The organism is Streptomyces sp. NPDC020884, assembly GCF_044333935.1.
Classification (GTDB): Bacteria; Actinomycetota; Actinomycetes; order Streptomycetales; family Streptomycetaceae; genus Streptomyces.
This window is the reverse complement of record NZ_JBIRRY010000004.1, coordinates 219,515-239,744: the sequence shown is the minus strand read 5'-3', so window position 1 is coordinate 239,744 and position 20,230 is coordinate 219,515. Positions and strand designations below refer to the sequence as shown.

The following is a 20,230-nucleotide window of genomic DNA, read 5'->3' as shown; positions in this document are numbered from 1 at the left end:
CCGCAGTCTCATCGGCCGCCGCCCGTCCCGATCGCCGTGAGCGCCTTGACCTTCCAGCCGTCCGCCGTACGGGCGAGGGTGGCCCCGAACCGCTTGCGCTGGGTGCCGGCCGCGCCGGCGCGCGGGGTGACCTCGACGTCCACGGTGGCGATCAGCTCCGCCGTGCCCGTGCGCTCGTCCAGTGCGGTCAGCGCCGCCGCTGTGACCTTGCCGCGGGCCGTGTCGCCCGCTGTCGTCAGGGACCTCGCGTCGGCCTTCCTGGTCCGCTTCAGCTCGTCGTGCAGCGGTCCGGTGGAGGAGTCCAGCCAGGCCCGCACCCCCGCCTCCACCCGCTTGGCGTCCTTGCCGTCCAGGCTGTTCAGCGTGGCGAGGTGCCGCTTGCCCTCGGCCAGGGCCGTGTCGCGGGCCTTCGCGTAGGACAGCGAGCGGTCGCCGCGCGCCTGCCCGTACGACCAGGCCCCCAGGCCGCAGACCAGAGCGGCGACGAGGAGCACGGCCCAGCCGACCCGGTGTCGGGTTCGGAGCGTCATGAGTCATCGCCTCCCAGACCCAGCAGTCCGGCCATGCCCTCGGCCCGGGGCGCGGCTCCGGTTCCGCCGTCCAGGGCTCCGGGCAGCTTCATCGAGCCCGGAACGGCGGGCTTCGGCACCGGACCGCCCCGGGGGGCGTTGGCGCTGCCCCGGACGTTGATGCCGGTGCCGGGTGAGGACGTGCAGCGGGCACCGGTGTTCACGGCGGGCCCGGCCGAGGTGTCGAGACCGTTGCGGTAGACCGTGCCGCCGTAGCCGGCGGTGCAGGGCAGCGGTTCGAAGAAGGTGACGGACATGCCGAACCGGGCGCCGTCGTCGTCGACCGCGCTCGCTCCGGCGGCGGCGACGGCGGGCAGCTTCACGAGGAGTTCCTCCAGGCCGCGTTGGCGGGTGACGGCGACCTCCGATGTGGTGAGGAGGTTGGCGACGACGACGCCGAAGGCCGGGTCGAGGTCGCGCAGCAGTCCGCTGATCTGGACGGCGGCGTCCGGGGTGGTGGCGATGAGGCGGCGCAGGTCGCCGTCGGAGCCCTTGAGTTCGGCGGCCAGTTCCTTGGCTCCCGAGGCGAAGCCCCGCAGGGCCTGCCCCTGTTCGGCCTGGGTGCGCAGAACCCGCTCGCCGTCGGCCATCAGCCGGGTGGTGACCGGCAGGGCCCGGTCGGCGGCCTCGATGAAGTCGCCCCCGGTGTCCAGCAGGACCTGGAGGTCCTCGCCGCGCCCCTCGAAGGCGGCCCCGAACTCCTCGACCACGGTCCGCAGGCTCTCCAGGTCCACCGAGCTCGCCAGGTCGTCGACGCTGGTGAGGACGTCGGTGGGGGGCGCGGGGATGGTGGTGTCGGCCTCGTCGATGACGGAGCCGTTGCCGAGGAAGGGCCCGTCCTTGCGGGTCGGCCGCAGATCGACGTACTGCTCGCCGACCGCCGAGAGGTTCGCGACGACGGCCGTGAGGCTGTCCGGGATCGGCGGGGCGTCCTTCTCGATCCGCAGCTCGGCCTCGACGCCCTCCTCGGTCAGCTCGATGGGGCCGACGGTGCCCACGGAGACGCCCCGATAGGTGACGTTGGAGTGGGTGTACAGGCCGCCCGTCTGCGGGAGTCGGACCGTGACGGTGTAGTAGCTGCGCAGTCCGACGTAGTGGCCGAGATCGGCGTACCGCACGCCCAGATAGCCGAGAACCAGAACGGCGATGACGAGGAAGGCGATGTTCTTCAGCCGGATGGCGAGGGTGATCACGATGTCGCCCCCTTCGCGGTCCCGGGCGTGCCGGACCCGTCCGTCTTCGGTGTTCCCGGCGCGCCGGTCCTCGGCGTGCCGGACACGGCGGGCAGCGGCAGCGGGAGCGCGCCGCGGGCCGCCGCGCCCTCGGCCGGGGGCAGCGGGATGCCGGGCTCGTCCGGGGTGAGCGGCGGGATGATCTGCGTGCCGGGCAGGGCCGTCACGTCCAGGTAGACGTTGAGGTAGTCGCCCTTGACGCCGCGCAGCACCTCGTCCGTGAACGGGTAGGTCAGCAGCACCTGGAGGGAGTCCGGGAGGTCCTGCCCGGAGTCGGCGAGCGCCTTGAGGGTCGGGGCGAGCGCCTTGAGGTCGGCGATCATGTCGGCTTTGCTCCGGTTGATCGTGTCGACGGCCACGGTGGAGAGGGTGTCGAGGGAGCGCAGCATGGTCAGCAGGGAGCCGCGCTGCTTCTCCAAAACCTTGAGTCCGGGGCTGAGCCCGGTCAGGACCGTTCCGACGTCCTGCTTGCGGGTGGCGAGGGTGGCGGCGAGCCGGTTGACGCCGTCGAGGGCCCGGGTGATGTCGCCCTTGTTCGCGTCCAGGTTGGTCACGAGCGTGTCGACCCGGTTGAGCAGGGAGCGGATCTGCGGTTCCCGCCCGGCGAGCGCCTTGTTGAGCTCGGTGGTGATCGTCTTGAGCTGGTTGACGCCGCCCCCGTTGAGGAGCATCGACAGGGCTCCGAAGACCTCTTCGACCTCCGGGTTCCGGTTGGTGCGGGAGAGCGGGATGCGGCCGTCGGCGGCGAGCGTTCCGCGGGCGGTGCCTTCGGGGGGCGGGGCGAGCTGGATGAACTTCTCGCCGAGCAGGCTGGACTGTTCGAGGCGGGCGTAGGCGTTCGCGGGGAGTTCGATCTTCCCGTTGACCTGCATGGTGACCCGGGCCCGCCAGCCGTTCCGGGCGAGGGCGATCTTCGTGACGCGCCCCACCGAGACGTCGTTGACCTTGACCGAGGACTGCGGGGCGAGGCTGAGCACGTCGTCGAACTCGGCGGTGACCTCGTACGGCCGGTCGCCGAGGTCCGCGCCGCCGGGCAGCGGGATCTGTTCGATGCCGGTGAAGACGGGGCCGTCGGGGCGGACCACGACCAGGGCGATCAGCGCGCCGGTGGCGAGCAGGGCCACGGCTGCGACGGCCGCCCGTACGACGGGTCTGCGCTGGGCGTCGTCGTTCATCCTTGTGCCCCCTTCTGCTTGCCGGGCTGCTTCTCGGGGGTGCCGTAGACCGTGCCGACCTCCGGCAGTGGCAGGACGGGCAGGGCCTTGCGGCGGGTGGCGTCGACGGGGGCGAGGCCGGTGAGGCGGCCGGCGGCGGATGCGGCCCCGGGGTCGACGAGCGGTCCGCCCATGGACAGTTCGTTGAGGTTGGTCCGCCCGTTGAGGGTGCGGTTGGCCGGGTCGTAGGCGTTCAGGACGTTGCCCGCGGCGAGCGGCAGGGTGTCCATCGCCTCGGCGAGCGAGGCCCGCTGGTCGACGAGTGCCTGGGTGACGGGCACCAGGGCCTCGACGTTCTTCTTGAGCGCGCCGCGGTTCTTGGCGATGAAGCCCTTGACCTGGCCGAGGGCGGTGCCGAGTTCCTTGAGGGCCGCGCTGAGGTTCTTCTTGTCGTCGGCGAGGAAGGAGGTGACCGTGTTCAGCTGCTGCTCGGCGCTGCGGACGTTGCCGTCGTTCTCCTTGAGCATGGTGGTGAAGGTCTGGAGATGGCTCAGGGTGTCGAAGAGGTCGCCGCTGCTCCGGTCGAGCGTCTTGGTGGCCTTGCCGAACTGCTCGATGGACTCCCCGATGGCCTTTCCGTTGCCGTCGAGGTTCTTCGCGCCGGTGTCCAGGAGCCGGGCGAGCGCCCCGTCGGCGTTGGCCCCGTTCGGGCCGAGCGCGGTGGAGAGCTCGGTGATGGAGGCGTACAGCTCGTCGACCTCGACGGGGGTGGCGTTGCGGGCGGCGGGCAGCACCGCGTCGTCGGCGAGCCGGGGGCCGCCGTCGTAGGCCGGAGCGAGCTGGATGTAGCGGTCGGCGACGAGGCTGGGCGCGACGACGACCGCGTGGGCGTCCCGGGGGACGTCGATGCCCCGGTCGAGCCGCAGGACGACTTTCACCTCCTCGCCGCGGGGTTCGACGGATGCGACGGTGCCGACCTTGACGCCGAGGATCCGCAGGTCGGATCCGGCGTAGACGCCGGTGGCCTGTTCGAAGTAGGCGGTGACGGTGGTCTTCCCGTCCTCCTCCAGGGCGCTCACGCCGGTGGCGGCCGCGACGGCGACGAGGGCGAGTCCGGCGCCGATGCCGATGATGCGGGTGCGTCTCATGTCAGCGGCCCCCTTGCTGCCGGGGTGGCATGCATCCGGTCGCCGGGGGTGTGCCGGCGGGAAGGTAGTTCTTGGGCACGACGCCGCAGACGTAGTTGTCGAACCAGCGTCCGCTGCCGAGGGTGTTGCCGACGAGCCGGCTGTACGAGCCGGTCATGGCGAGGACCTTGTCCAGGCTCTTGCGGTTCTTCACCAGCACGGCGGTGACCCGGCCGAGGGACTCCAGGGTCGGACCGAGCTGCTTGTCGTTGTCCTTGACGAGTCCGGTGAGCTGGGTGCCGAGGTCGCGGGTGCCGGTGAGCAGCAGATGGATGGAGTCGCGGCGGGCCTGGATCTCGCCGAGCAGCAGGTTCCCGTCCTCCAGGAGCGTTTCGAAGCTGCTCTTCTTCCCGGCGAGGGTCTTGGTGAGCTGCTTGCTGCTCCGGAGCAGGGTGGCGAGCTGGGCGTCGCGCGCGGAGACCGTACGGGAGAGGGCGGAGAGCCCGTCGGCGGCGCTGCGGACGTGGGGCGGGGAGTCCTTGAAGGTGGCGGAGATCGTCTCGAAGCTCTTGGCGAGCTGTGCGGTGTCGATCTCCCCGATGGTCTCCCCCAGCCCGTTGAACGCCTGGGTGACGTCGTACGGGGAGGTGGTGCGGCTCGCGGTGATGCGGGAGCCGGGGTTCTGCGGGGCGTCGCCCAGGGGGTCGACGGCGAGGTACTTGTCGCCGAGCAGGGTCTTGACGGCGATGCCCACGGTGGAGGAGTCGCCGATCCAGGCGTCTCGCACCCGGAAGTCGACCCGGACCTTCGCACCGTCGAGGGAGACGCCGGTGACCTCGCCGACCTTCACGCCGGCGATCCGCACCTCGTCGCCGTCGGTGAGTCCGGCCGATTCGGTGAAGTCGGCGCTGTAGGAAGTGCCACCGTCGAGGAAGGGCAGGGCGTCGGAGCGCCAGGCGGCGAGGCCGATCAGGGCCAGGACGAGGAGCCCGACGACGGCGACGGCGACCGGGTTGCGTTCCCGGATGGGGGTGATGCTCATGCCAGGCACCTCGGTTGGGTGATCGCGATGCCGGTGGGCGGCTTGCTGCCGTCGTCGTGGGTGACCCCGCTGACCTTCGCTTCGCAGAGGTAGAGGTTGAGCCACGATCCGTAGGACGTCAGCCGGCTGATGGCCGCCATCTTGGCCGGGGTCTTCTGGAGGAAGTTCTCGATCTGCGGGGTGCCCTTCTCCAACTGTCCGCTGAGTCGCCCGAGTTGACGGATGTCGTCCTTGAGCGGCTGCCGGCCGTCCTGGAAGAGGTCGGCGGTGACGGTACTGAGCGCGCCCATCGCGGTGATGGCCTGGCCGAGCGGTTTGCGGTCGCCGGAGAAGCCGGTGACGAGCTTCTGGAGGGTGACGACGAGATCGTCGAAACCCGCTTCCCGGTCGTTGACCGTCTTCAGGACCGTGTTGAGGTTCTCGATCACCTCGCCGATCACCTTGTCCTTCGCGGCGACGGTGGTGGTGAGCGAGCCGACGTGGCGCAGGATGCTGTCGACGGTGCCGCCCTCGCCCTGGAGGACCTGGACGATGGAGCCGGCGAGCTGGTTGACGTCGGGCGGGGACAGCCCTTCGAAGAGGGGCTGGAAGCCGTTGAAGAGCTGGGTGAGGTCGAGCGCCGGGGTGGTGCGGGAGAGCGGGATGGTGTCCCCGGGGGCGAAGCTCCGGCCCACGGGTCCGGCGCCCCGGTCGAGGTCGACGTACCGCTGGCCGACCATGTTGAGGTATTTGATGGACGCCGTCACCGAGGCGGGGAGGCTGCGCCCCTTGCGTACGGCGAAGGCGACTTCGGCGACCCGCCGGTCGGCGACCTTCACGGATTCGACCTGGCCGACCTTCACCCCGGCGATCCGGACGCTGTCGCCGGGGATGAGCCCGGTGGCGTCGGTGAACCGCGCCTTGTACGTGGCGGTGTCCCCCACGCCCGTGTTGGCGATGGAGAGCCCGAGGACCGTGGTGGCCAGCACGGTGACCACGATGAAGACGAGGGACTTGGCGATCGGTCCCGCGAGCGAGCGGCGTTTCACTTGAGCTTCACCTCCGCGCCGCGGAAGGCCGGGCCGATGAGGACGCTGCTCCAGTCGGGCAGCGCCTCCGGCCGGACCTTCAGCGAGGGTGCGACCAGTTCGTTGACGAGCTGGGACTCCTGGGGCGAGTTGGGCAGGCCGAGGGCGGTGTCCGTGTCGCCGGCGTCGTCCGGGGTGCGCGGCGGAGCGGTGACGTCGGCGGCCCGGCGGGTGTCGGCGGTCGGGGCGTGCTTGCCGACGTAGGGCACCGCGTAGCAGTGCGGCCCGCCGGAGGCGTTGTAGACGGGGGTGTCCCTGCCGGGGACGTACTTGCCCCGGGAGGGCACGGACTTGATGGACACATGCAGTCCCGGCTGGTCGGTCCCCTTGCCGAGCGCCTTGTCCATGGCGGGCACGAAACCGGCCATGGTGCGCAGGGTGCAGGGGAAGGACTCGGCGTATTCGGCGAGGAGTTCGAGGGAGGGCCTGCTGGAGGCGGAGAGCCGGATGAGATTGTCCTTGTTCTCCCGCAGGAAGGAGGTGATGTCCTGCGCGGCGGCCGTGGCGGAGCCGTAGAGGCCGGCGAGCCGCGCCTCCTGGTCGGCGAGGGTGGAGCTGGTGACCGTGGCGTCGGTCAGTGCGTCGAGGACGTCCGGTGCGGCGTCCGCGTACAGCGTGCTCACCTTGACGAGTTCCCTGATGTCGGCGTTGAGGGTGGGGAGTTGGGGGTTGAACTTCTTCAGGTGACCGTCCAGCGTGGTCAGCGTCTCGCCGAGCCGTTCACCCCGTCCCTCCAGTGCCTGGGAGACGGCGTTGAGGGTGGCGGAGAGCTTCTCGGGCTTCACTGCGGTGAGCAGCGGCAGGAGGTTGTCCAGGACCTGTTCCAGTTCGATCGCGTTCTTGGAGCGGTCCTGCGGGATGACCGCCCCGGCCCGCAGCATGGAGCCCGTGGGGACGCGGGGCGGGACGAGGGCGACGAACCGTGCGCCGAACAGTGTGGTGGGCAGCATCTGCGCGGTGACGTCGGCCGGAACCTGTCCGAGCTTGTCCCGGTCGATGGCCAGGGTGAGGCGGGCGCCCTCGCCGTCGGTGGCGATGGAACGGACCTGTCCGATGACGACGCCGCGCAGCTTCACGTCGGCGTTGTCGTGCATCTCGTTGCCGACCGATCCGGTGCGGACGGTGACGGTCGCGTCGTCGGTGAAGTCCTTCTCGTAGACCGAGATCGAGACCCACACCAGGAGGGCGGGCACCAGCAGGAAGGTGACTCCGGCCAGGCGTCGGCGGACGGTGCGGGTGCTGGAGGTACGCATCAGCCGGCCACCTTCACCGTCGTCGTGGCGCCCCAGATGGCGAGCGAGAGGAAGAAGTCGGTGACGCTGATGATGACGATGGCGTTGCGCACCGACCGGCCGACCGCCACGCCCACGCCGGCCGGTCCGCCGGTGGCGTGGAAGCCGTAGTAGCAGTGGGCGAGGATCACCAGCACGCTGAAGATCAGCACCTTGAGCACCGACAGCACCACGTCCTGGGGCGAGAGGAAGAGGTCGAAGTAGTGGTCGTACGTCCCGGCCGACTGCCCGTTGAACAGGATGGTGATGTAGCGGGACGCGACGTACGAGGAGAGCAGCCCGATCGCGTACAGCGGCATGATCGCGACGACTCCGGCGATGACCCGGGTGGTGACGAGGTAGGGCATGGACCGCACGCCCATCGCCTCGAGGGCGTCGACCTCCTCGTTGATCCGCATCGCGCCGAGCTGGGCGGTGAAGCCCGCGCCGACCGTGGCGGAGAGGGCGAGGCCGGCGACCAGGGGGGCGATCTCCCGGGTGTTGAAGTAGGCGGAGATGAACCCGGTGAACGCCGAGGTGCCGATCTGGTTGAGGGCCGCGTAGCCCTGGAGTCCGACGACCGTGCCGGTGAACAGGGTCATGGCCACCATCACCCCGATGGTGCCGCCGATGACACCGAGTCCGCCGCTGCCGAAGGCGACCTCGGCCAGCAGCCGCTGCACCTCCCGCAGATAGCGGCGCAGGGTGCGCGGGATCCAGACGAGCACCTTGACGTAGAAGGTGAGTTGGTCGCCCGATCGGTCGAGCCAGCTGAGCATCGCCATCGGTCAGCTCCCCTTCGCGGGGACGATCTGGAGATAGATCGCCGTGAGGACCATGTTCACGAAGAACAGCAGCATGAAGGTGATGACGACGGACTGGTTGACCGCGTCGCCGACGCCCTTGGGGCCGCCGCGCGGGTTGAGGCCCCGGTAGGCGGCGACGATGCCCGCGATGAAACCGAAGATCAGGGCCTTGAACTCGCTGATGTAGAGGTCGGGCAGCTGGGCGAGGGCGGAGAAGCTCGCGAGGTAGGCGCCCGGGGTGCCGTCCTGCATGATCACGTTGAAGAAGTAGCCGCCGAGCGTGCCGACCACCGAGATCAGCCCGTTGAGCAGGACGGCGACGAGCATGGTGGCCAGCACCCGCGGCACGACGAGGCGCTGGATCGGCGAGACGCCCATGACCTCCATCGCGTCGAGCTCCTCGCGGATCTTGCGTGATCCGAGGTCGGCGCAGATCGCGGATCCGGCGGCCCCGGAGATCAGCAGCGCCACGATGATCGGGCTCGCCTGCTGGATCACCGCGAGGACGCTGGCGCCGCCGGTGAAGGACTGGGCGCCGAGCTGCTGGGTGAGGGAGCCCACCTGGAGGGCGATGACCGCGCCGAACGGGATGGAGACGAGGGCGGCGGGCAGGATCGTGACGCTCGCGACGAACCAGAACTGCTCGATGAACTCGCGCACCTGGAAGGGCCTGCGGAAGATGGCGCGGGCCACCGCCAGGGCGAGCGCGAACAGCTGCCCGGTCTCGCGGAGCGGGGCGAGCAGCCGGGAGGGCCGCCGCTGCTCGGGCGCGGGACCGGTGGCGGGACCGGTCGCGGGCGGGGGTTTCTCGGGCGGCTCGGGCGGCCGCACCGGCATCGGGGCGGTCACGCGCGCGCACCTCCCGCCGCCGGGGCGTAGCTGTTGAGGATCGCCGTACGGGCGGCCTCCGGCAGCTGGCCCATCATCGACATGACCCGCTCCCGGCGGCGCAGCGCGCCCTGGCGTACCGGCATCCCGGGCGAGGGCTCCAGCTGGGGGACGACGGTGCGCGGCCCGGTGCGGTGCAGGGCGGACTCGTCCCGCTGCTCGGCGGCGAGGGTGGCGGCGTCCTTCTCCTCGGACATGCCGATGGGTCCTTCGCGGCGTCCGGCGAGGAACTGGGAGACGACCGGGGTGTCGCTGGTGAGCAGCACCTCGCGCGGGCCGAAGGTGACGAGGTTGCGGCAGAACAGCATGCCCATGTTGTCGGGGACGGTGGCCGCGATGTCGAGGTTGTGGGTGACGATGAGCATCGTCGCGTCGATCTGCGCGTTGAGGTCGATGAGGAGCTGGGAGAGGTAGGCGGTGCGGACCGGGTCCAGCCCGGAGTCCGGCTCGTCGCAGAGGATGATCTGCGGGTCCAGGACCAGTGCGCGGGCGAGGCCGGCCCGTTTGCGCATACCGCCGGATATCTCGCCGGGCAGTTTGCCCTCGGCGCCGAGGAGCCCGACGATGTCGATGCGCTCCATGACGATGCGGCGGATCTCGGATTCCTTCTTGCGGGTGTGCTCGCGCAGCGGGAAGGCGATGTTGTCGAAGAGCGACATCGAGCCGAAAAGGGCCCCGTCCTGGAACATGAGGCCGAAGAGCTTCCGGGTTTCCATGATGTCGCGCTCGGAGCTGTTCACCATGTCGACGCCGTTGATGAGGACGCGTCCCTGTTCGGGCTTCAGAAGTCCGATGATGGATTTCAGGAAAACGGTCTTCCCGGTTCCGGAAGGACCGAGCATGACGCTCACTTCACCGGCGGGCAGGGTGAGGCTGACGTCCTGCCAGATGTTCTGCTTGCCGAAGGACTTCGTCAGGCCCTCGACGACTACTTCGATTCCCATCGGCCCTCCCTCGAAGTGGCGGTGAACGTGTTCATCGTTAAGCGCTCCGGCTCTGAGAAAAGGCGATGGCGGCTCGTCACACATGCACCAGGGGGCGCACGTTATGTCCGCCGAAACCGCGAGGGCAAGCCGTTGAACAGCGGAGTTCGACGAACGCGGGGCCGAGAATGGATCACTTGTCATTCGGTGACAAGGCCGGTCCCCGTCCTTGTCGAAATCTGCGCAAACACCTGGACGCTCACCCCGGGGCGCCCCCGGACCGGAGCGGAGCGAACGGGGCCCGAGCATGCCGAACGGGCTGGCTGGCAGGCGTTTTCGATCGGCACGTCTGGGACGCTACGGGCCGGTAACCTGACTTCGCAATACTGGGTACAGATTTTCCTCGGCGAGAATTCATGCGCCGCGCGGGGATTGTTCACGGGTGAGTAATTCCCGAGCCAAACCTGTCGGATGATGAGGAGTCAGACGACCGCCGGACCGTCCCGGGATCACTCCCGGGGACCGGTTCAAGGGACCAGGAAAGGAGCCCTCCCGGTCCTGGCGGACCGGAAGGGCTCGGGGCTGTCCACGCTGCGGCGGCCGGCCCGCCGCCCGGGGCTCACCGCTCCGGATCGGGCACCCTCGGCGGGCAGTCCGGCCCCTCCGGGTTGGTGGCCACGCACAGGGGCGCCTGGGTCATCTTGGTGTAGTTGTCGGCCTTCTTGCCCGGACTGGAGATGGCCGAGGTGAAGATCGGGTCGAGGTCCTCGGCCGCACCGCAGCCCTCGAACGGCGGGATGTGCGCGTATCCGGTCAGGGTGCCGCCGTACGCCACGAGGTAGCCGGCCGGCGGATAGCTCTGGCCGTACCCCCTCAGCACCTGCTCGAAGGGCCGTGCGGTGCGGCAGTCCGGGCCCACGTCCAGGGGCACCCCGTTCACCTGGACGTCGGAGAGCCGCATGACGAGCTGGGCCGTGACCGTCGTCTCCTCCGGATAGGTCGGCGTGTTGGTGACCGTGTGGGTGTGGATCGCCGCCGGGGGGCCGACCTGCTCCAGCGTCATGGTCGCGGTCGTCGGCATGAACCCGTAGGTGAGGAACGTGGCCTTCGTCGGGGGGAGTTGACGGCGGCCCTCGTAGTCGAAGTCGACCTCGGACGAGACGTCGACGGTCGAGGCGCAGGAGTCGTTGATGTAGCGCTTGTTGAGCACCACCTTCATGAACGCGGGCCCCAGCGCCGCCGCGCCGTCCAGCTTGGCGGCGTTGGCGTAGCCGGCCGCGTAGGTCTCGGCGGTGGTCATCACCCACTCGGGCGGGATCTCGATCGGGCAGCTGCCCGGGTCCTCGCCGTCGAGGGCTTCGAGCCGTTCGTCGGTGAGGGCGTCGATCTTCTCCCGCGCGGTGGGCGGCAGACCCTCGGCCGGGCGGGTGGGGGTCGGCTCCGGTGCCGGGTCGCTCTCCCCGGGCCGGGGGGCGGGGGCCGTGGGGTCGCTGCCGCCCCGGATCATGATCGCGGCCAGTTCGGCGTCCTGGCCCGGGGCCGGCTCGCAGGCGACGTCGAGCCCCGGGGGCGTGGTCGGCTCGCCGTTCTCGGTGTGCGAGGACAGCGAGAGGGCGAGCGCGGCGGGGGCCAGCGTCGCGCGCCCGGGGCTCCCGAAGGTGACGGTCGGCACGTCCCCGGTCGCGGTCAGGGCGAGGGCGCCTTCGGCGGGGAGGGCGACGGGAGGGGCGGTCAGGTCCTGCCAGGAGGCGTCGGCGGACCGGTCGCCGACGGTGTTGCGGACGGTGAGCCGCGCGACGGCCGACAGGGTGGCGGCGTCCAGATCGCCGAACCGGGCGAGCGCCGTGGGCTCCAGGTTCACCTGGACCGAGACCTGATCGGGGCGGATCTCCTCGCCCGTGCGGGCCGCGGTGGGGAGCACCGCCGAGACGAGGACGTCCACCTCTTCGGGCCCGGAGGGAAACGGGCAGGCGTAGCGGAGGGCGACCTCCGACTTCTGTTCCGCGGCGGCCGATTCGGCGCTGGGGACGAGCGCGGTGGCGACGACGAGCGCCCCGCCCACGGCCCAGTGGATCGGTCGTCTCGCTGCGGCGCGTGCATCGACGGTCATACGGATGTGTCCTTCCGGCGCGCGTGGGCCCAGAGATGGCCGGGATGGCGGGTCCACTCGGCAACGGCCCCTGCGGGCGGACGTCGAGCGGACGTCGAACGGACGTCGGGTGGCCTCGGCCGTGCTCCCACCTGCCGGGCACGGCCCTACCGACGGGTACGGTACGCACGCCGACGACGCCTGGGAAGGGCCGGGTTGCCGGTCGGATCACCGGCGCGCGGACTTTGGCAGACGGTGACAACCGGCCGCCGCGCCCTTGTCGTCGGGTGCGTGAAAAAGAGGTGCGTCCGGCCGGGTCCTTCGGTGTCCCGAGCGTCGCCGTGCCCGGCCGCCGGGTGCGCACGGCCGGGCACGACGTTCAGGTGCGGTACCTCATCGGCGGTGGGTCGTCACCCGCTGATGACCGGGGACTGGCCCGCTGCCGCGTTCACGATGGTGTACAGGCCCTGGAAGCTGGCGGTGGTGCCGACGATGCCGCAGCCGCCGCCGACCTTGTTGGCGATGGAGAGGGTGAGTCCGCCGCCCGAGGTGTCCAGGGTGCCGTTGCTTCCGCCCGCGCTCGGGTTGTTGTACTTGGCCGCGACCTTGCCGGTCACGTCGAAGGTGCAGGGGCCGAGGATGCTGCTCCCGGACACCTTCGCCGTGATCGACCGGATCTCACCGGTCGTCTGCCCGGTGGAGTTGGTCCCGGCGCCCGCCGCGTAGTCCAGGCCCCAGATCTCCCACGGCGGCGTGGTGGCCACCGTCCACGTCGAGCTGAACGGGCCGGTGCACGGCGAGTTGAACGAGATCGCCGAGATGGAGGCGAGCTTGGCCGGGCTCCCGGCGACCGGGGAGGTCGGGGCCGAGCCCGAGGCGGCGGAGGTCGCGCACTGGATCTTGTTGCCGTTGTTGTCGGTCAGGACGGTCACTCCGGCGCTGCCGTTGAAGGCGCCGGTCGGGCTGATCGTCCAGCTGGTCGGCGCGGCGACGGCCGACGGGGCGGCCAGGACGACGGATGCCGCGGCGGCACCGATCGCGGTCAGGACTCGGGTTCGCTTCAACATGGGGGTACTCCCTTTTCTCGTTCGGTCGGGGATTTCGCTGAACGTGACTGGAGAGGCGCTTGCACCGTGGTTCGCCGTGCCGGACGGTGCGGCACACGCGGCGGGGTTCACGGGGTCGGACGTGCGGGCTGGCTTCGCGTCACCTCCTCGTACCGGGGGGTGAGCGGCCCTACCGCTTCGCGGAGTGCCAGAATTCCGACAGCTTCCTGCCCTCGTCCGGCGCGAGGCCGGCCGGATCATAGGGGCTGCCGAAGTACGTCGAGGTGGCGTCCAGCGTCACGCTGTTCTTTCCGGCGGCGGACGGGAGGCCGGTCTTGAGGTTCACCGCCCAGTCAAGGAGCCCGGCTCCGCAGCCGCTGGCCCCCGGAACGGCGAACCCGGCATCGCCCTGGTCGGCGCCGTCGAAGGTGTAGCGCCCCATCTCCCCCTCGTCGTCCCGGGTTCCGTCGGCCGCGAACCGCTGGAGCGAAAGGCTCGGAGCCGTCACGTTCTGCGGCTTCAGGAGCACCGGATCGGCCGTGGTCCCGATGTAGCACTTGTCACCCAGGAACGGATTCTTGAGGTGGATGCGGACCGGGATGGTGAGAATGGGCTCACCGGCGGAGAAAGCGGCGCTCATATTGAAGTCGCGCGGCGTTCCCGCCGGTTCGATGGTGGCCGTCACACGGTTGAGATTGTTGTCCGTCAGCTGCCGGCAGATTGCTGATACGAAGGGAATTCCGCTGGGGCACATCAGCCCGATCAGCCCGCCCGGGATCTGGGCCGGGTCCGCGGTCAGCGCGCCCTCGGGCGGGGCCACCAGCGAGGCGTTGCCGTCGGCGCGCTGGACGACTCCGAGTTGCAGATCGGTGTGCCCGGTGGCGACCTCCGTCTTGCCCAGGGTGATGGATCCGGTGGCCGAGCTCGACGCTATGCAGGTGGCGATGGTGTTGACACCGTCCGCTGCCAGCATGGCGGGCGCGTCGACCGGGCAGCGGTCGAAGGGCGCCCAGTCGCCGTTGAGCTGGGTGGCGGCGGCTGCTGATCCGGTGGAGAGCAGCGCGCCGAATGCCGTGAATGCCGCGAGCATGCCTACGCGGGTTCGCTTGGAAACGGATCTCATGTCGTCCCCTCTGTCGGCCGCCGTGGCGCGGCCTCGTGCACGAAGTTGACCGGTTCTGCAACGCATGCCCGCACCGCGACGACCGTCGACGGTGATGGAGCCTCGGGTGGGCCCGGGGGCGGAGGATCGGAGCATCAAATTTCGGGCAGATTTCGTGACCGAATTGATCGAGGCGTGATGTTACTCGCGGGAAACAGGGCGACACAATCCGTCCGCCTAAGATTCTTTGCACCGCACTCTTTTTGATCCGGAAATGAGCATCGCAGCGGCGCTTCCTTATCAAGGAATGCGCACAGCGGGGCAGGGAATTGTGCACCGGCGGCCGGAACCCCGCGCGCCGTGCGTACGCGGTGCGGCCGGAGCGGGCGAGCGCGGAAGTCTCGTCGCCGCACGCTCACCGGTGGCGCGGAAATCGGCCACTCGGCCGGAAACATTCGCTGAAGAAGGGCCGCCCGCTCGCGTTCTCCATGGTGAGCCGCCCCTTCGCCCGGTCTCCGCCAGGGTCCGCCGACGCGACGCGCACCCTGCCGCGAACAACTCGGACGCGAGGGAACAGCTTTGTTGTCATCACCGGAGCATGCGGCCGAAATTCATTGTCCGAAAGCGCGTAGTGCCGCCCGACCTGCACAGAGGTCGCACCGTACGGTCGAGATGTGTGCCCCCTGCACTTCGATCTTGTCCAAGTGGTGTGCAGTGCCTGTTCCTTGGTCTATCTTCGTCGCGAACTTGGTACGCACCTGTCGGTTCGTGGGAGCGCTTTCCCCCACCGCCTCACCCCACCATCGGGCGCCGAGAGCAAGGGGACCTGTCATGCCACATCTCATACAGCCGTTGGATACCGACGACCCGCTGGGGCCGCTCCCGCAGGAATTCGCGGCGATCATGCGGCCCGAACTGCCCAGCCTCATCAAGGAAATCGGCGTCGAGGTCACCCGGGCCTATCCGGAATACGCCCGACTGCTCGACGGTCCGAACGGGCAGGCCATCCGGGTGGGCGTGGAACAGAGCCTCGCGTCCTTCGTCGACCTGGTGGCCGAGCCCTCCTCGCCCACCACGCTCCGGGACGACATGTGCCGGCGCTTCGGGCGGTTCGAGGCGTACGAGGGCCGGACCATGGACACCCTTCAGGGGGCCTACCGGCTGGGCGCACGCGTGGCGCTGCGGCGGGCGAAGAAGGTCGGGCAGAGCTACCACCTGTCCCCCACCCTGATGCTGAGCTTCGCCGACGCGCTCTTCGCCTACGTCGACGAACTGGAATCGCTTTCCCGGGAAGGCTTCCTCGAAGTGCAGTCCCAGTCCGGCGAGCACAGCGAGGCGCTGCGCCGCCGTCTGCTCCACCTCATCCTCGCCGGACGCCCGGTCCCCGGCAGCGCCATCGCCGATCTGTGCGAGCAGGTCGGCTGGCCGCTGCCGGAGGAGGTCACGCTGATCGCCGTACGCGCACCGGCGGAGCTGGACCGGCTCAGCGCGGACCGTGACCTGCTCGTCGATCTCAGCGCCCCGCAGCCGCACCTGCTGATCCCCGGAGCACTGGACGACGCACGAAGATCCATGCTGGCCCAGGCCCTGCCCACCACCCGTGCGGCGATCGGGCTGACCGTCCCCACGGCGCTCGCCTGCGAGTCGATCCGCTGGGCCCGCCGGGTGCTGGAGCTCGTCGACTCCGGCGTGATCGACGACGCCCCGCTGGTCCGCTGCGAGGACCACCTCACCACCCTGTGGCTGCTGTCCGATCCCGCCCTGCTGGACCAGCTCGCCAGGCGGGAACTGGCCGCCGTCGCCGGGATCAGCGCCACCCGCCGTGACCGGCTGGTCGAGACGCTGCGGATCTGGCTCGACACCCGGGGCACCGCGGCGCAGATGGGCGCACTGCTGGATGTCCACCCGCAGACCGTGCGCTACCGCATGCGCAGCCTGGAGACCATCTTCGGTGACCAACTCGTCGATCCCGAAAGCCGTTTCGCCACCGAGGCGGTGCTGCGCGCGCTGCGTCTGCGCTCCCGCTCCACCGGCACATCCCCCTGATCCGCAGCACGTTCGGCGCGCCGGGTCAACTTACCGGCGCGTAAGGCGAAATAGACGGTCAGTCCCAAACGGTTGCGACACGGAGACGTATCCGACGAGAAACCCGGAACCGCGTCCCGTACACAGGAAGGTATCTGCCGCCCACCAGGCGGCAGGACCCGTGCACCGCCTCCTGGCCAACCATCCGAGAGGGAAAGCCCCATGACCGCCTCGCACCTCCTCGTCCCCGTGCCGATCCCGGACCGGGTCGCCGCGCTGATCGGTTCGTGCATTCCGCCGCACATCCTCCAGGCGGAGTTCGACGCCGACTGCGCGGCCCGCGAGGTCCGCCGGTTCCGCGGTCCCCGGCTCGGCGTCGAGGACCAGGCCGACCGCGAGCAGGCCCTGTCCGACCTGGCCCGCGCCAACAAGGTGCTGTCCGCACACCACCCCCTGCTCGCGGTGGTGCCCGGCTCGCCCTTCTGACCCGGCGGCCCTTGCGAGGCGTCGCCGCTCCCCTTACCTTACTCTGAAGTAAGTTTACTCTGGAGTAAGGAACTGGCGTGGACGGAACCACCAGCGGCGGCCTCACCGACGACCTGTCCGGGCTCGACTTCGGGGCGATCGGGCCCGAGGAGTTCGCACGGATCGTCAAGAGCCTGTCCGCCAAGCAGCTCGCCGAGGTCCTGCACGGCGAGCTGCGCACCCGGATACTCGGCGAGGTCTTCGGCCGGATGAAGCAGCGGTTCCGGCCCGAAGCGGCCGGCGGCCTCACCGCGCTGATCCGCTGGAAGATCACCGGCGAGAGCGACGTGGTCTACGAGACCGCGATAGCCGACGGCGCCTGTCAGGTCACCCCGGGCCGCTCCGACGCCGAACCCCGCACCACGCTGGTGATGGGCGACGCCGAGTTCCTCAAGCTCGTCTCCGGCAACGGCAATCCGGTCACCATGTTCATGACGCGCAAGCTCAAGGTCGCCGGCGACGTCGGCCTGGCCTCCGGCCTCACCCGCTACTTCGACATCCCGAAGGCCTGAGCCCATGAGCTTCTTCTCCCTGGCCCTGACCGAGGAGCAGCAGGACCTGCGCAACTGGGTGCACGGCTTCGCCGCCCAGGTGGTCCGCCCGGCCGCCGCCGAGTGGGACGCCCGCGAGGAAACCCCCTGGCCCGTGATCCAGGAGGCCGCCCGGATCGGTCTGTACGGCTTCGAGTCGCTCGCCGACCTGTACGGGGACCCCACCGGGCTCTCGCTCCAGATCGCAAACGAGGAACTGTTCTGGGGCGACGCGGGCATCGGCATGGCCCTGTTCGGCACCTCGCTCGCGGTCGCCGGAATCTTCGCGTCCGGCACCCCGGACCAGCTCGCCGAGTGGGTGCCGCAGTGCTACGGCGACGAGGCCGACCCGAAGGTTGCCGCCTTCTGCGTCTCCGAACCGGGCGCCGGGTCGGACGTCTCCGCGATGACGACGAAGGCCCGCTATGTCGAGGCGAGCGACGAGTGGGTGATCTCCGGTCAGAAGGCGTGGATCACCAACGGCGGCATCGCCGAGGTGCACGTCGTCATCGCCTCGGTCGACCCGGCGCTCGGGGCCCGCGGCCAGGCCGCGTTCATCGTGCCGCCCGGCACGAAGGGCCTGACGGCGGGCCGTACGGTCAAGAAGCTCGGGCTCCGCGCCTCGCACACCGCGGATCTCTTCCTCGACGACGTCACCGTCCCCGGCCACTGTCTGCTCGGCGGGAAGGAGAAGCTGGACGCCCGCCTCGCACGGGCCCGGGAGGGCGGCACCGCCAAGGGCCAGGCGGCGATGGCGACTTTCGAGGTCAGCCGCCCGACCGTGGCCGCGCAGGCCCTGGGCATCGCGCGGGCCGCCTACGAATACGCCCTGGAATACGCGGGTGAGCGCGAGGCGTTCGGCAGGCCGATCATCGAGAACCAGTCGATCGCCTTCGCCCTGGCCGATATCCGTACGGAGATCGAGGCCGTGCGTCTGCTGATCTGGCAGGCCTCCTGGATGGCCCGCAACGACCGCACCTTCGACGCGGCCCAGGGCTCCATGTCGAAGCTGCGGGCCGGTGAACTCGCGGTCGCGGCAACGGAGAAGGCGGTCCAGATCCTCGGCGGCGCGGGCTACAGCCGGGAGCACCCCGTAGAGCGGATGTACCGCGACGCCAAGATCTACACGATCTTCGAGGGGACCAGCGAGATCCAGCGCCTCGTCATCGCTCGGGCGATCTCGGGGCGGCACATTCGCTGAGCGGGCGGGCGGGCTGCCCCGCGCCGGGCGGCCCGCCGGTCCGTCTGACGCCGGGTCGGCCGCCCGTCCCGGCCGGTCGGTGACGGTCGGCACATGTGATCCTCGTCGCCCCGGACGCGTACGAAGACGCCTGGGCGGAGGCGTGGAAGCCGCCTTCCGGGCCGGGCCACCGGAGGCCCTCACCGGGCGCGGCGGGCAGCGCGCATCCGGCGTCGACGCCCCGCCGCACGCCTGCGACGTGCGACAACGCCCCTCGGACCGCCTGGTCGTGGCGATACGTGGCGACGATGTGGAGAGGTCCGCGGCATGCCGAAGCCGGCGCGCCGGCGCCGCTTCGAGGCCGGGACGGCGGCTGCCCGTGGCGGGTCCCACACGCCCCATCGGTGCCTCGCGCGCCTCCGTGCCACTAGCCTCTTCACATGACCTCCACTTCGACCGAGCCGACCCCTGCCCGCCCGATGGTTGAACTGAACGCGGAGATCCGCGCTCTGGTCGCCGACGGCGGTGTGGTGTCGCCGGAGGGCCGCCGGGAGTACGAGCGGCTTCTCGTCGAGTGGGTGGCGGCCGTACGGGGCGGATCCGCGGGCGCTGTCTGATCCGTACGGCGGCGGGTGTCCGCCCGGAGCGGCGAGGGCCTCGGCACCACGGAAGCACCCCCTCCGCATGGCCCGGCCGGGATGTCGGCGATAGTGATCGTCCGTCCGCCTCCGCACCCCGGGAGAACCCCCATGACCGCCGCGTCACCCGTCGGCGCACGCCGCCCCTCCCTCCTGCTCGTCACCGATCTCGCCTACGAGGCGCGCGGCCGCCGCTACGGCGACGAGGACGTCTTTCTGGCTTCCCGGCTGCGCGAGGCGTTCGACGTCGCGCTGTGCCATCCCCGTGACGCGGCCGCGCTGCTGGAGGGGTTCGACACCGTGCTGGTCCGCAACAGCGGACCCGTGCTGCACTACCGGGACGCGTACGACGCCTTCTGCGCGCGGGCCCGGGAGCTGCGGACACCGGTCTACAACCCGCTGGGCGGGCGCGGCGACATGGCCGGCAAGGAGTATCTGGTCGAGATGAGCGGGGCCGGCTTCCCGGTCATTCCCACGGTGGACCGGGCGGCGGATCTGCCGGAGCTGCCCGACGTCCCGCAGTACGCGGTCAAGCCGAAGCGGGGGGCGGACTCGGTCGGGCTGCGGTTCGTCACGGCGGCGGAGGCCGGGGCCGAGCTGGAGCGGGCGGCCGAGGGCTCCCTGCTCGTGCAGCCGCGGATCGACTTCCGCCACGAGGTGTCCTTCTACTTCGTCGACGACGACTTCCAGTACGCGCTGTACGCCCCGGACCCGGAGCGGCGCTGGGTGCTGGAGCCGTACGCGGCGAGCGCGCGGGATCTGGCGTTCGCCCGGCGCTTCATCCTCTGGAACTCGCTCACGCACGGGATCCAGCGGGTCGACGCCTGCCGGACGGCGGAGGGGGAGCTGCTGCTCGTGGAGCTGGAGGACCTCAACCCCTATCTGTCGCTCGACCGGGTCGGCGAGGACGTCCGCGAGGCGTTCGTGGCGCGGCTGAAGACGTCGATCGCCTCGCTCTGACCCCGTCCGGCCCGCCCCCGCATGCGGGGGCGGAGGGCCGGTGTGAGGGTGCAGGG

General features: G+C 70.5%; 19 protein-coding genes. 6 read left to right on the top strand and 13 right to left on the bottom strand.

What is annotated here, in order from left to right; translation table 11 throughout:
• Window positions 1-8: 8 nt before the first annotated feature.
• The 13 genes from ACH4UK_RS15295 to ACH4UK_RS15235 form a co-directional block, all read right to left on the bottom strand.
• Window positions 9-530, bottom strand: a complete 522-nt coding sequence (locus tag ACH4UK_RS15295; protein WP_398356529.1) for a hypothetical protein — start codon at window positions 528-530, stop codon at window positions 9-11.
• Window positions 527-1,762: an MlaD family protein gene (locus ACH4UK_RS15290; protein WP_398356528.1), complete on the bottom strand. Its 1,236-nt coding sequence runs from the start codon at window positions 1,760-1,762 to the stop codon at window positions 527-529. The genes ACH4UK_RS15295 and ACH4UK_RS15290 overlap by 4 nt, the downstream gene beginning before the upstream one ends.
• Window positions 1,759-2,976 (bottom strand): MCE family protein, encoded by a 1,218-nt coding sequence (locus tag ACH4UK_RS15285; protein ID WP_398356527.1) that lies wholly within the window; start codon window positions 2,974-2,976, stop codon window positions 1,759-1,761. The genes ACH4UK_RS15290 and ACH4UK_RS15285 overlap by 4 nt, the downstream gene beginning before the upstream one ends.
• Window positions 2,973-4,103, bottom strand: coding sequence for an MCE family protein (locus ACH4UK_RS15280; RefSeq protein WP_398356526.1), 1,131 nt, complete (start codon window positions 4,101-4,103; stop codon window positions 2,973-2,975). The genes ACH4UK_RS15285 and ACH4UK_RS15280 overlap by 4 nt, the downstream gene beginning before the upstream one ends.
• 1 nt (window position 4,104) lies before the next feature.
• Complete coding sequence (locus tag ACH4UK_RS15275; protein ID WP_398356525.1) at window positions 4,105-5,124, bottom strand: MCE family protein; 1,020 nt, start codon at window positions 5,122-5,124, stop codon at window positions 4,105-4,107.
• Complete coding sequence (locus ACH4UK_RS15270; protein ID WP_398356524.1) at window positions 5,121-6,152, bottom strand: MCE family protein; 1,032 nt, start codon at window positions 6,150-6,152, stop codon at window positions 5,121-5,123. The genes ACH4UK_RS15275 and ACH4UK_RS15270 overlap by 4 nt, the downstream gene beginning before the upstream one ends.
• Window positions 6,149-7,444, bottom strand: coding sequence for an MCE family protein (locus ACH4UK_RS15265; RefSeq protein WP_398356523.1), 1,296 nt, complete (start codon window positions 7,442-7,444; stop codon window positions 6,149-6,151). The genes ACH4UK_RS15270 and ACH4UK_RS15265 overlap by 4 nt, the downstream gene beginning before the upstream one ends.
• On the bottom strand, window positions 7,444-8,247 hold the full coding sequence (locus ACH4UK_RS15260; protein ID WP_398356522.1) for an MlaE family ABC transporter permease: 804 nt from the start codon (window positions 8,245-8,247) through the stop codon (window positions 7,444-7,446). Before ACH4UK_RS15260 ends, ACH4UK_RS15265 begins: the two co-directional genes overlap by 1 nt.
• A 3-nt stretch (window positions 8,248-8,250) precedes the next feature.
• Entirely contained in the window at window positions 8,251-9,117 is an 867-nt protein-coding gene (locus tag ACH4UK_RS15255) for an MlaE family ABC transporter permease (protein WP_398356521.1), read from the bottom strand.
• Complete coding sequence (locus ACH4UK_RS15250) at window positions 9,114-10,100, bottom strand: ABC transporter ATP-binding protein (protein ID WP_398356520.1); 987 nt, start codon at window positions 10,098-10,100, stop codon at window positions 9,114-9,116. Before ACH4UK_RS15250 ends, ACH4UK_RS15255 begins: the two co-directional genes overlap by 4 nt.
• 598 nt (window positions 10,101-10,698) lie before the next feature.
• Entirely contained in the window at window positions 10,699-12,189 is a 1,491-nt protein-coding gene (locus tag ACH4UK_RS15245) for a DUF6801 domain-containing protein (protein WP_398356519.1), read from the bottom strand.
• 389 nt (window positions 12,190-12,578) lie between these two features.
• The gene (locus tag ACH4UK_RS15240) at window positions 12,579-13,235 is read right to left on the bottom strand and encodes a hypothetical protein (RefSeq protein ID WP_398356518.1); all 657 of its coding nucleotides are present in this window, start codon (window positions 13,233-13,235) and stop codon (window positions 12,579-12,581) included.
• Between the two features lie 169 nt (window positions 13,236-13,404).
• Window positions 13,405-14,337, bottom strand: a complete 933-nt coding sequence (locus ACH4UK_RS15235; protein ID WP_398356517.1) for a hypothetical protein — start codon at window positions 14,335-14,337, stop codon at window positions 13,405-13,407.
• Between the two features lie 810 nt (window positions 14,338-15,147).
• Here ACH4UK_RS15235 and ACH4UK_RS15230 point away from each other — a divergent pair.
• The 6 genes from ACH4UK_RS15230 to ACH4UK_RS15205 all read left to right on the top strand — a co-directional run bounded on the left by ACH4UK_RS15230 (window position 15,148) and on the right by ACH4UK_RS15205 (window position 20,174).
• The gene (locus tag ACH4UK_RS15230) at window positions 15,148-16,362 is read left to right on the top strand and encodes a helix-turn-helix domain-containing protein (protein ID WP_398356516.1); all 1,215 of its coding nucleotides are present in this window, start codon (window positions 15,148-15,150) and stop codon (window positions 16,360-16,362) included.
• A 201-nt stretch (window positions 16,363-16,563) separates the two neighbouring features.
• The gene (locus ACH4UK_RS15225) at window positions 16,564-16,827 is read left to right on the top strand and encodes a hypothetical protein (RefSeq protein ID WP_398356515.1); all 264 of its coding nucleotides are present in this window, start codon (window positions 16,564-16,566) and stop codon (window positions 16,825-16,827) included.
• A gap of 77 nt (window positions 16,828-16,904) precedes the next feature.
• Window positions 16,905-17,378 carry an SCP2 sterol-binding domain-containing protein gene (locus ACH4UK_RS15220; RefSeq protein WP_398356514.1) on the top strand — a complete coding sequence of 158 codons (474 nt, stop codon included), beginning with the start codon at window positions 16,905-16,907 and terminating at the stop codon, window positions 17,376-17,378.
• Window positions 17,379-17,382: 4 nt separating this feature from the next.
• The gene (locus ACH4UK_RS15215; protein ID WP_398356513.1) at window positions 17,383-18,597 is read left to right on the top strand and encodes an acyl-CoA dehydrogenase family protein; all 1,215 of its coding nucleotides are present in this window, start codon (window positions 17,383-17,385) and stop codon (window positions 18,595-18,597) included.
• Window positions 18,598-19,016: 419 nt separating this feature from the next.
• Window positions 19,017-19,193, top strand: coding sequence for a hypothetical protein (locus ACH4UK_RS15210; protein ID WP_398356512.1), 177 nt, complete (start codon window positions 19,017-19,019; stop codon window positions 19,191-19,193).
• A gap of 132 nt (window positions 19,194-19,325) precedes the next feature.
• Window positions 19,326-20,174 (top strand): hypothetical protein, encoded by an 849-nt coding sequence (locus ACH4UK_RS15205; protein ID WP_398356511.1) that lies wholly within the window; start codon window positions 19,326-19,328, stop codon window positions 20,172-20,174.
• The last annotated feature ends 56 nt before the right edge of the window (window positions 20,175-20,230 follow it).

What these genes read in the sequence shown, in the direction of transcription:
- ACH4UK_RS15240 (WP_398356518.1), bottom strand. Translation starts at nt 13,235, where the DNA reads ATGTTGAAGCGAACCCGAGTCCTGACCGCGATCGGTGCCGCCGCGGCA.
- ACH4UK_RS15295 (WP_398356529.1), bottom strand. Translation starts at nt 530, where the DNA reads ATGACGCTCCGAACCCGACACCGGGTCGGCTGGGCCGTGCTCCTCGTC.
- ACH4UK_RS15285 (WP_398356527.1), bottom strand. Translation starts at nt 2,976, where the DNA reads ATGAACGACGACGCCCAGCGCAGACCCGTCGTACGGGCGGCCGTCGCA.
- ACH4UK_RS15275 (WP_398356525.1), bottom strand. Translation starts at nt 5,124, where the DNA reads ATGAGCATCACCCCCATCCGGGAACGCAACCCGGTCGCCGTCGCCGTC.
- ACH4UK_RS15205 (WP_398356511.1), top strand. Translation starts at nt 19,326, where the DNA reads ATGACCGCCGCGTCACCCGTCGGCGCACGCCGCCCCTCCCTCCTGCTC.
- ACH4UK_RS15230 (WP_398356516.1), top strand. Translation starts at nt 15,148, where the DNA reads ATGCCACATCTCATACAGCCGTTGGATACCGACGACCCGCTGGGGCCG.
- ACH4UK_RS15245 (WP_398356519.1), bottom strand. Translation starts at nt 12,189, where the DNA reads ATGACCGTCGATGCACGCGCCGCAGCGAGACGACCGATCCACTGGGCC.
- ACH4UK_RS15265 (WP_398356523.1), bottom strand. Translation starts at nt 7,444, where the DNA reads ATGCGTACCTCCAGCACCCGCACCGTCCGCCGACGCCTGGCCGGAGTC.
- ACH4UK_RS15235 (WP_398356517.1), bottom strand. Translation starts at nt 14,337, where the DNA reads ATGAGATCCGTTTCCAAGCGAACCCGCGTAGGCATGCTCGCGGCATTC.
- ACH4UK_RS15260 (WP_398356522.1), bottom strand. Translation starts at nt 8,247, where the DNA reads ATGGCGATGCTCAGCTGGCTCGACCGATCGGGCGACCAACTCACCTTC.
- ACH4UK_RS15215 (WP_398356513.1), top strand. Translation starts at nt 17,383, where the DNA reads ATGAGCTTCTTCTCCCTGGCCCTGACCGAGGAGCAGCAGGACCTGCGC.
- ACH4UK_RS15210 (WP_398356512.1), top strand. Translation starts at nt 19,017, where the DNA reads ATGACCTCCACTTCGACCGAGCCGACCCCTGCCCGCCCGATGGTTGAA.
- ACH4UK_RS15225 (WP_398356515.1), top strand. Translation starts at nt 16,564, where the DNA reads ATGACCGCCTCGCACCTCCTCGTCCCCGTGCCGATCCCGGACCGGGTC.
- ACH4UK_RS15280 (WP_398356526.1), bottom strand. Translation starts at nt 4,103, where the DNA reads ATGAGACGCACCCGCATCATCGGCATCGGCGCCGGACTCGCCCTCGTC.
- ACH4UK_RS15250 (WP_398356520.1), bottom strand. Translation starts at nt 10,100, where the DNA reads ATGGGAATCGAAGTAGTCGTCGAGGGCCTGACGAAGTCCTTCGGCAAG.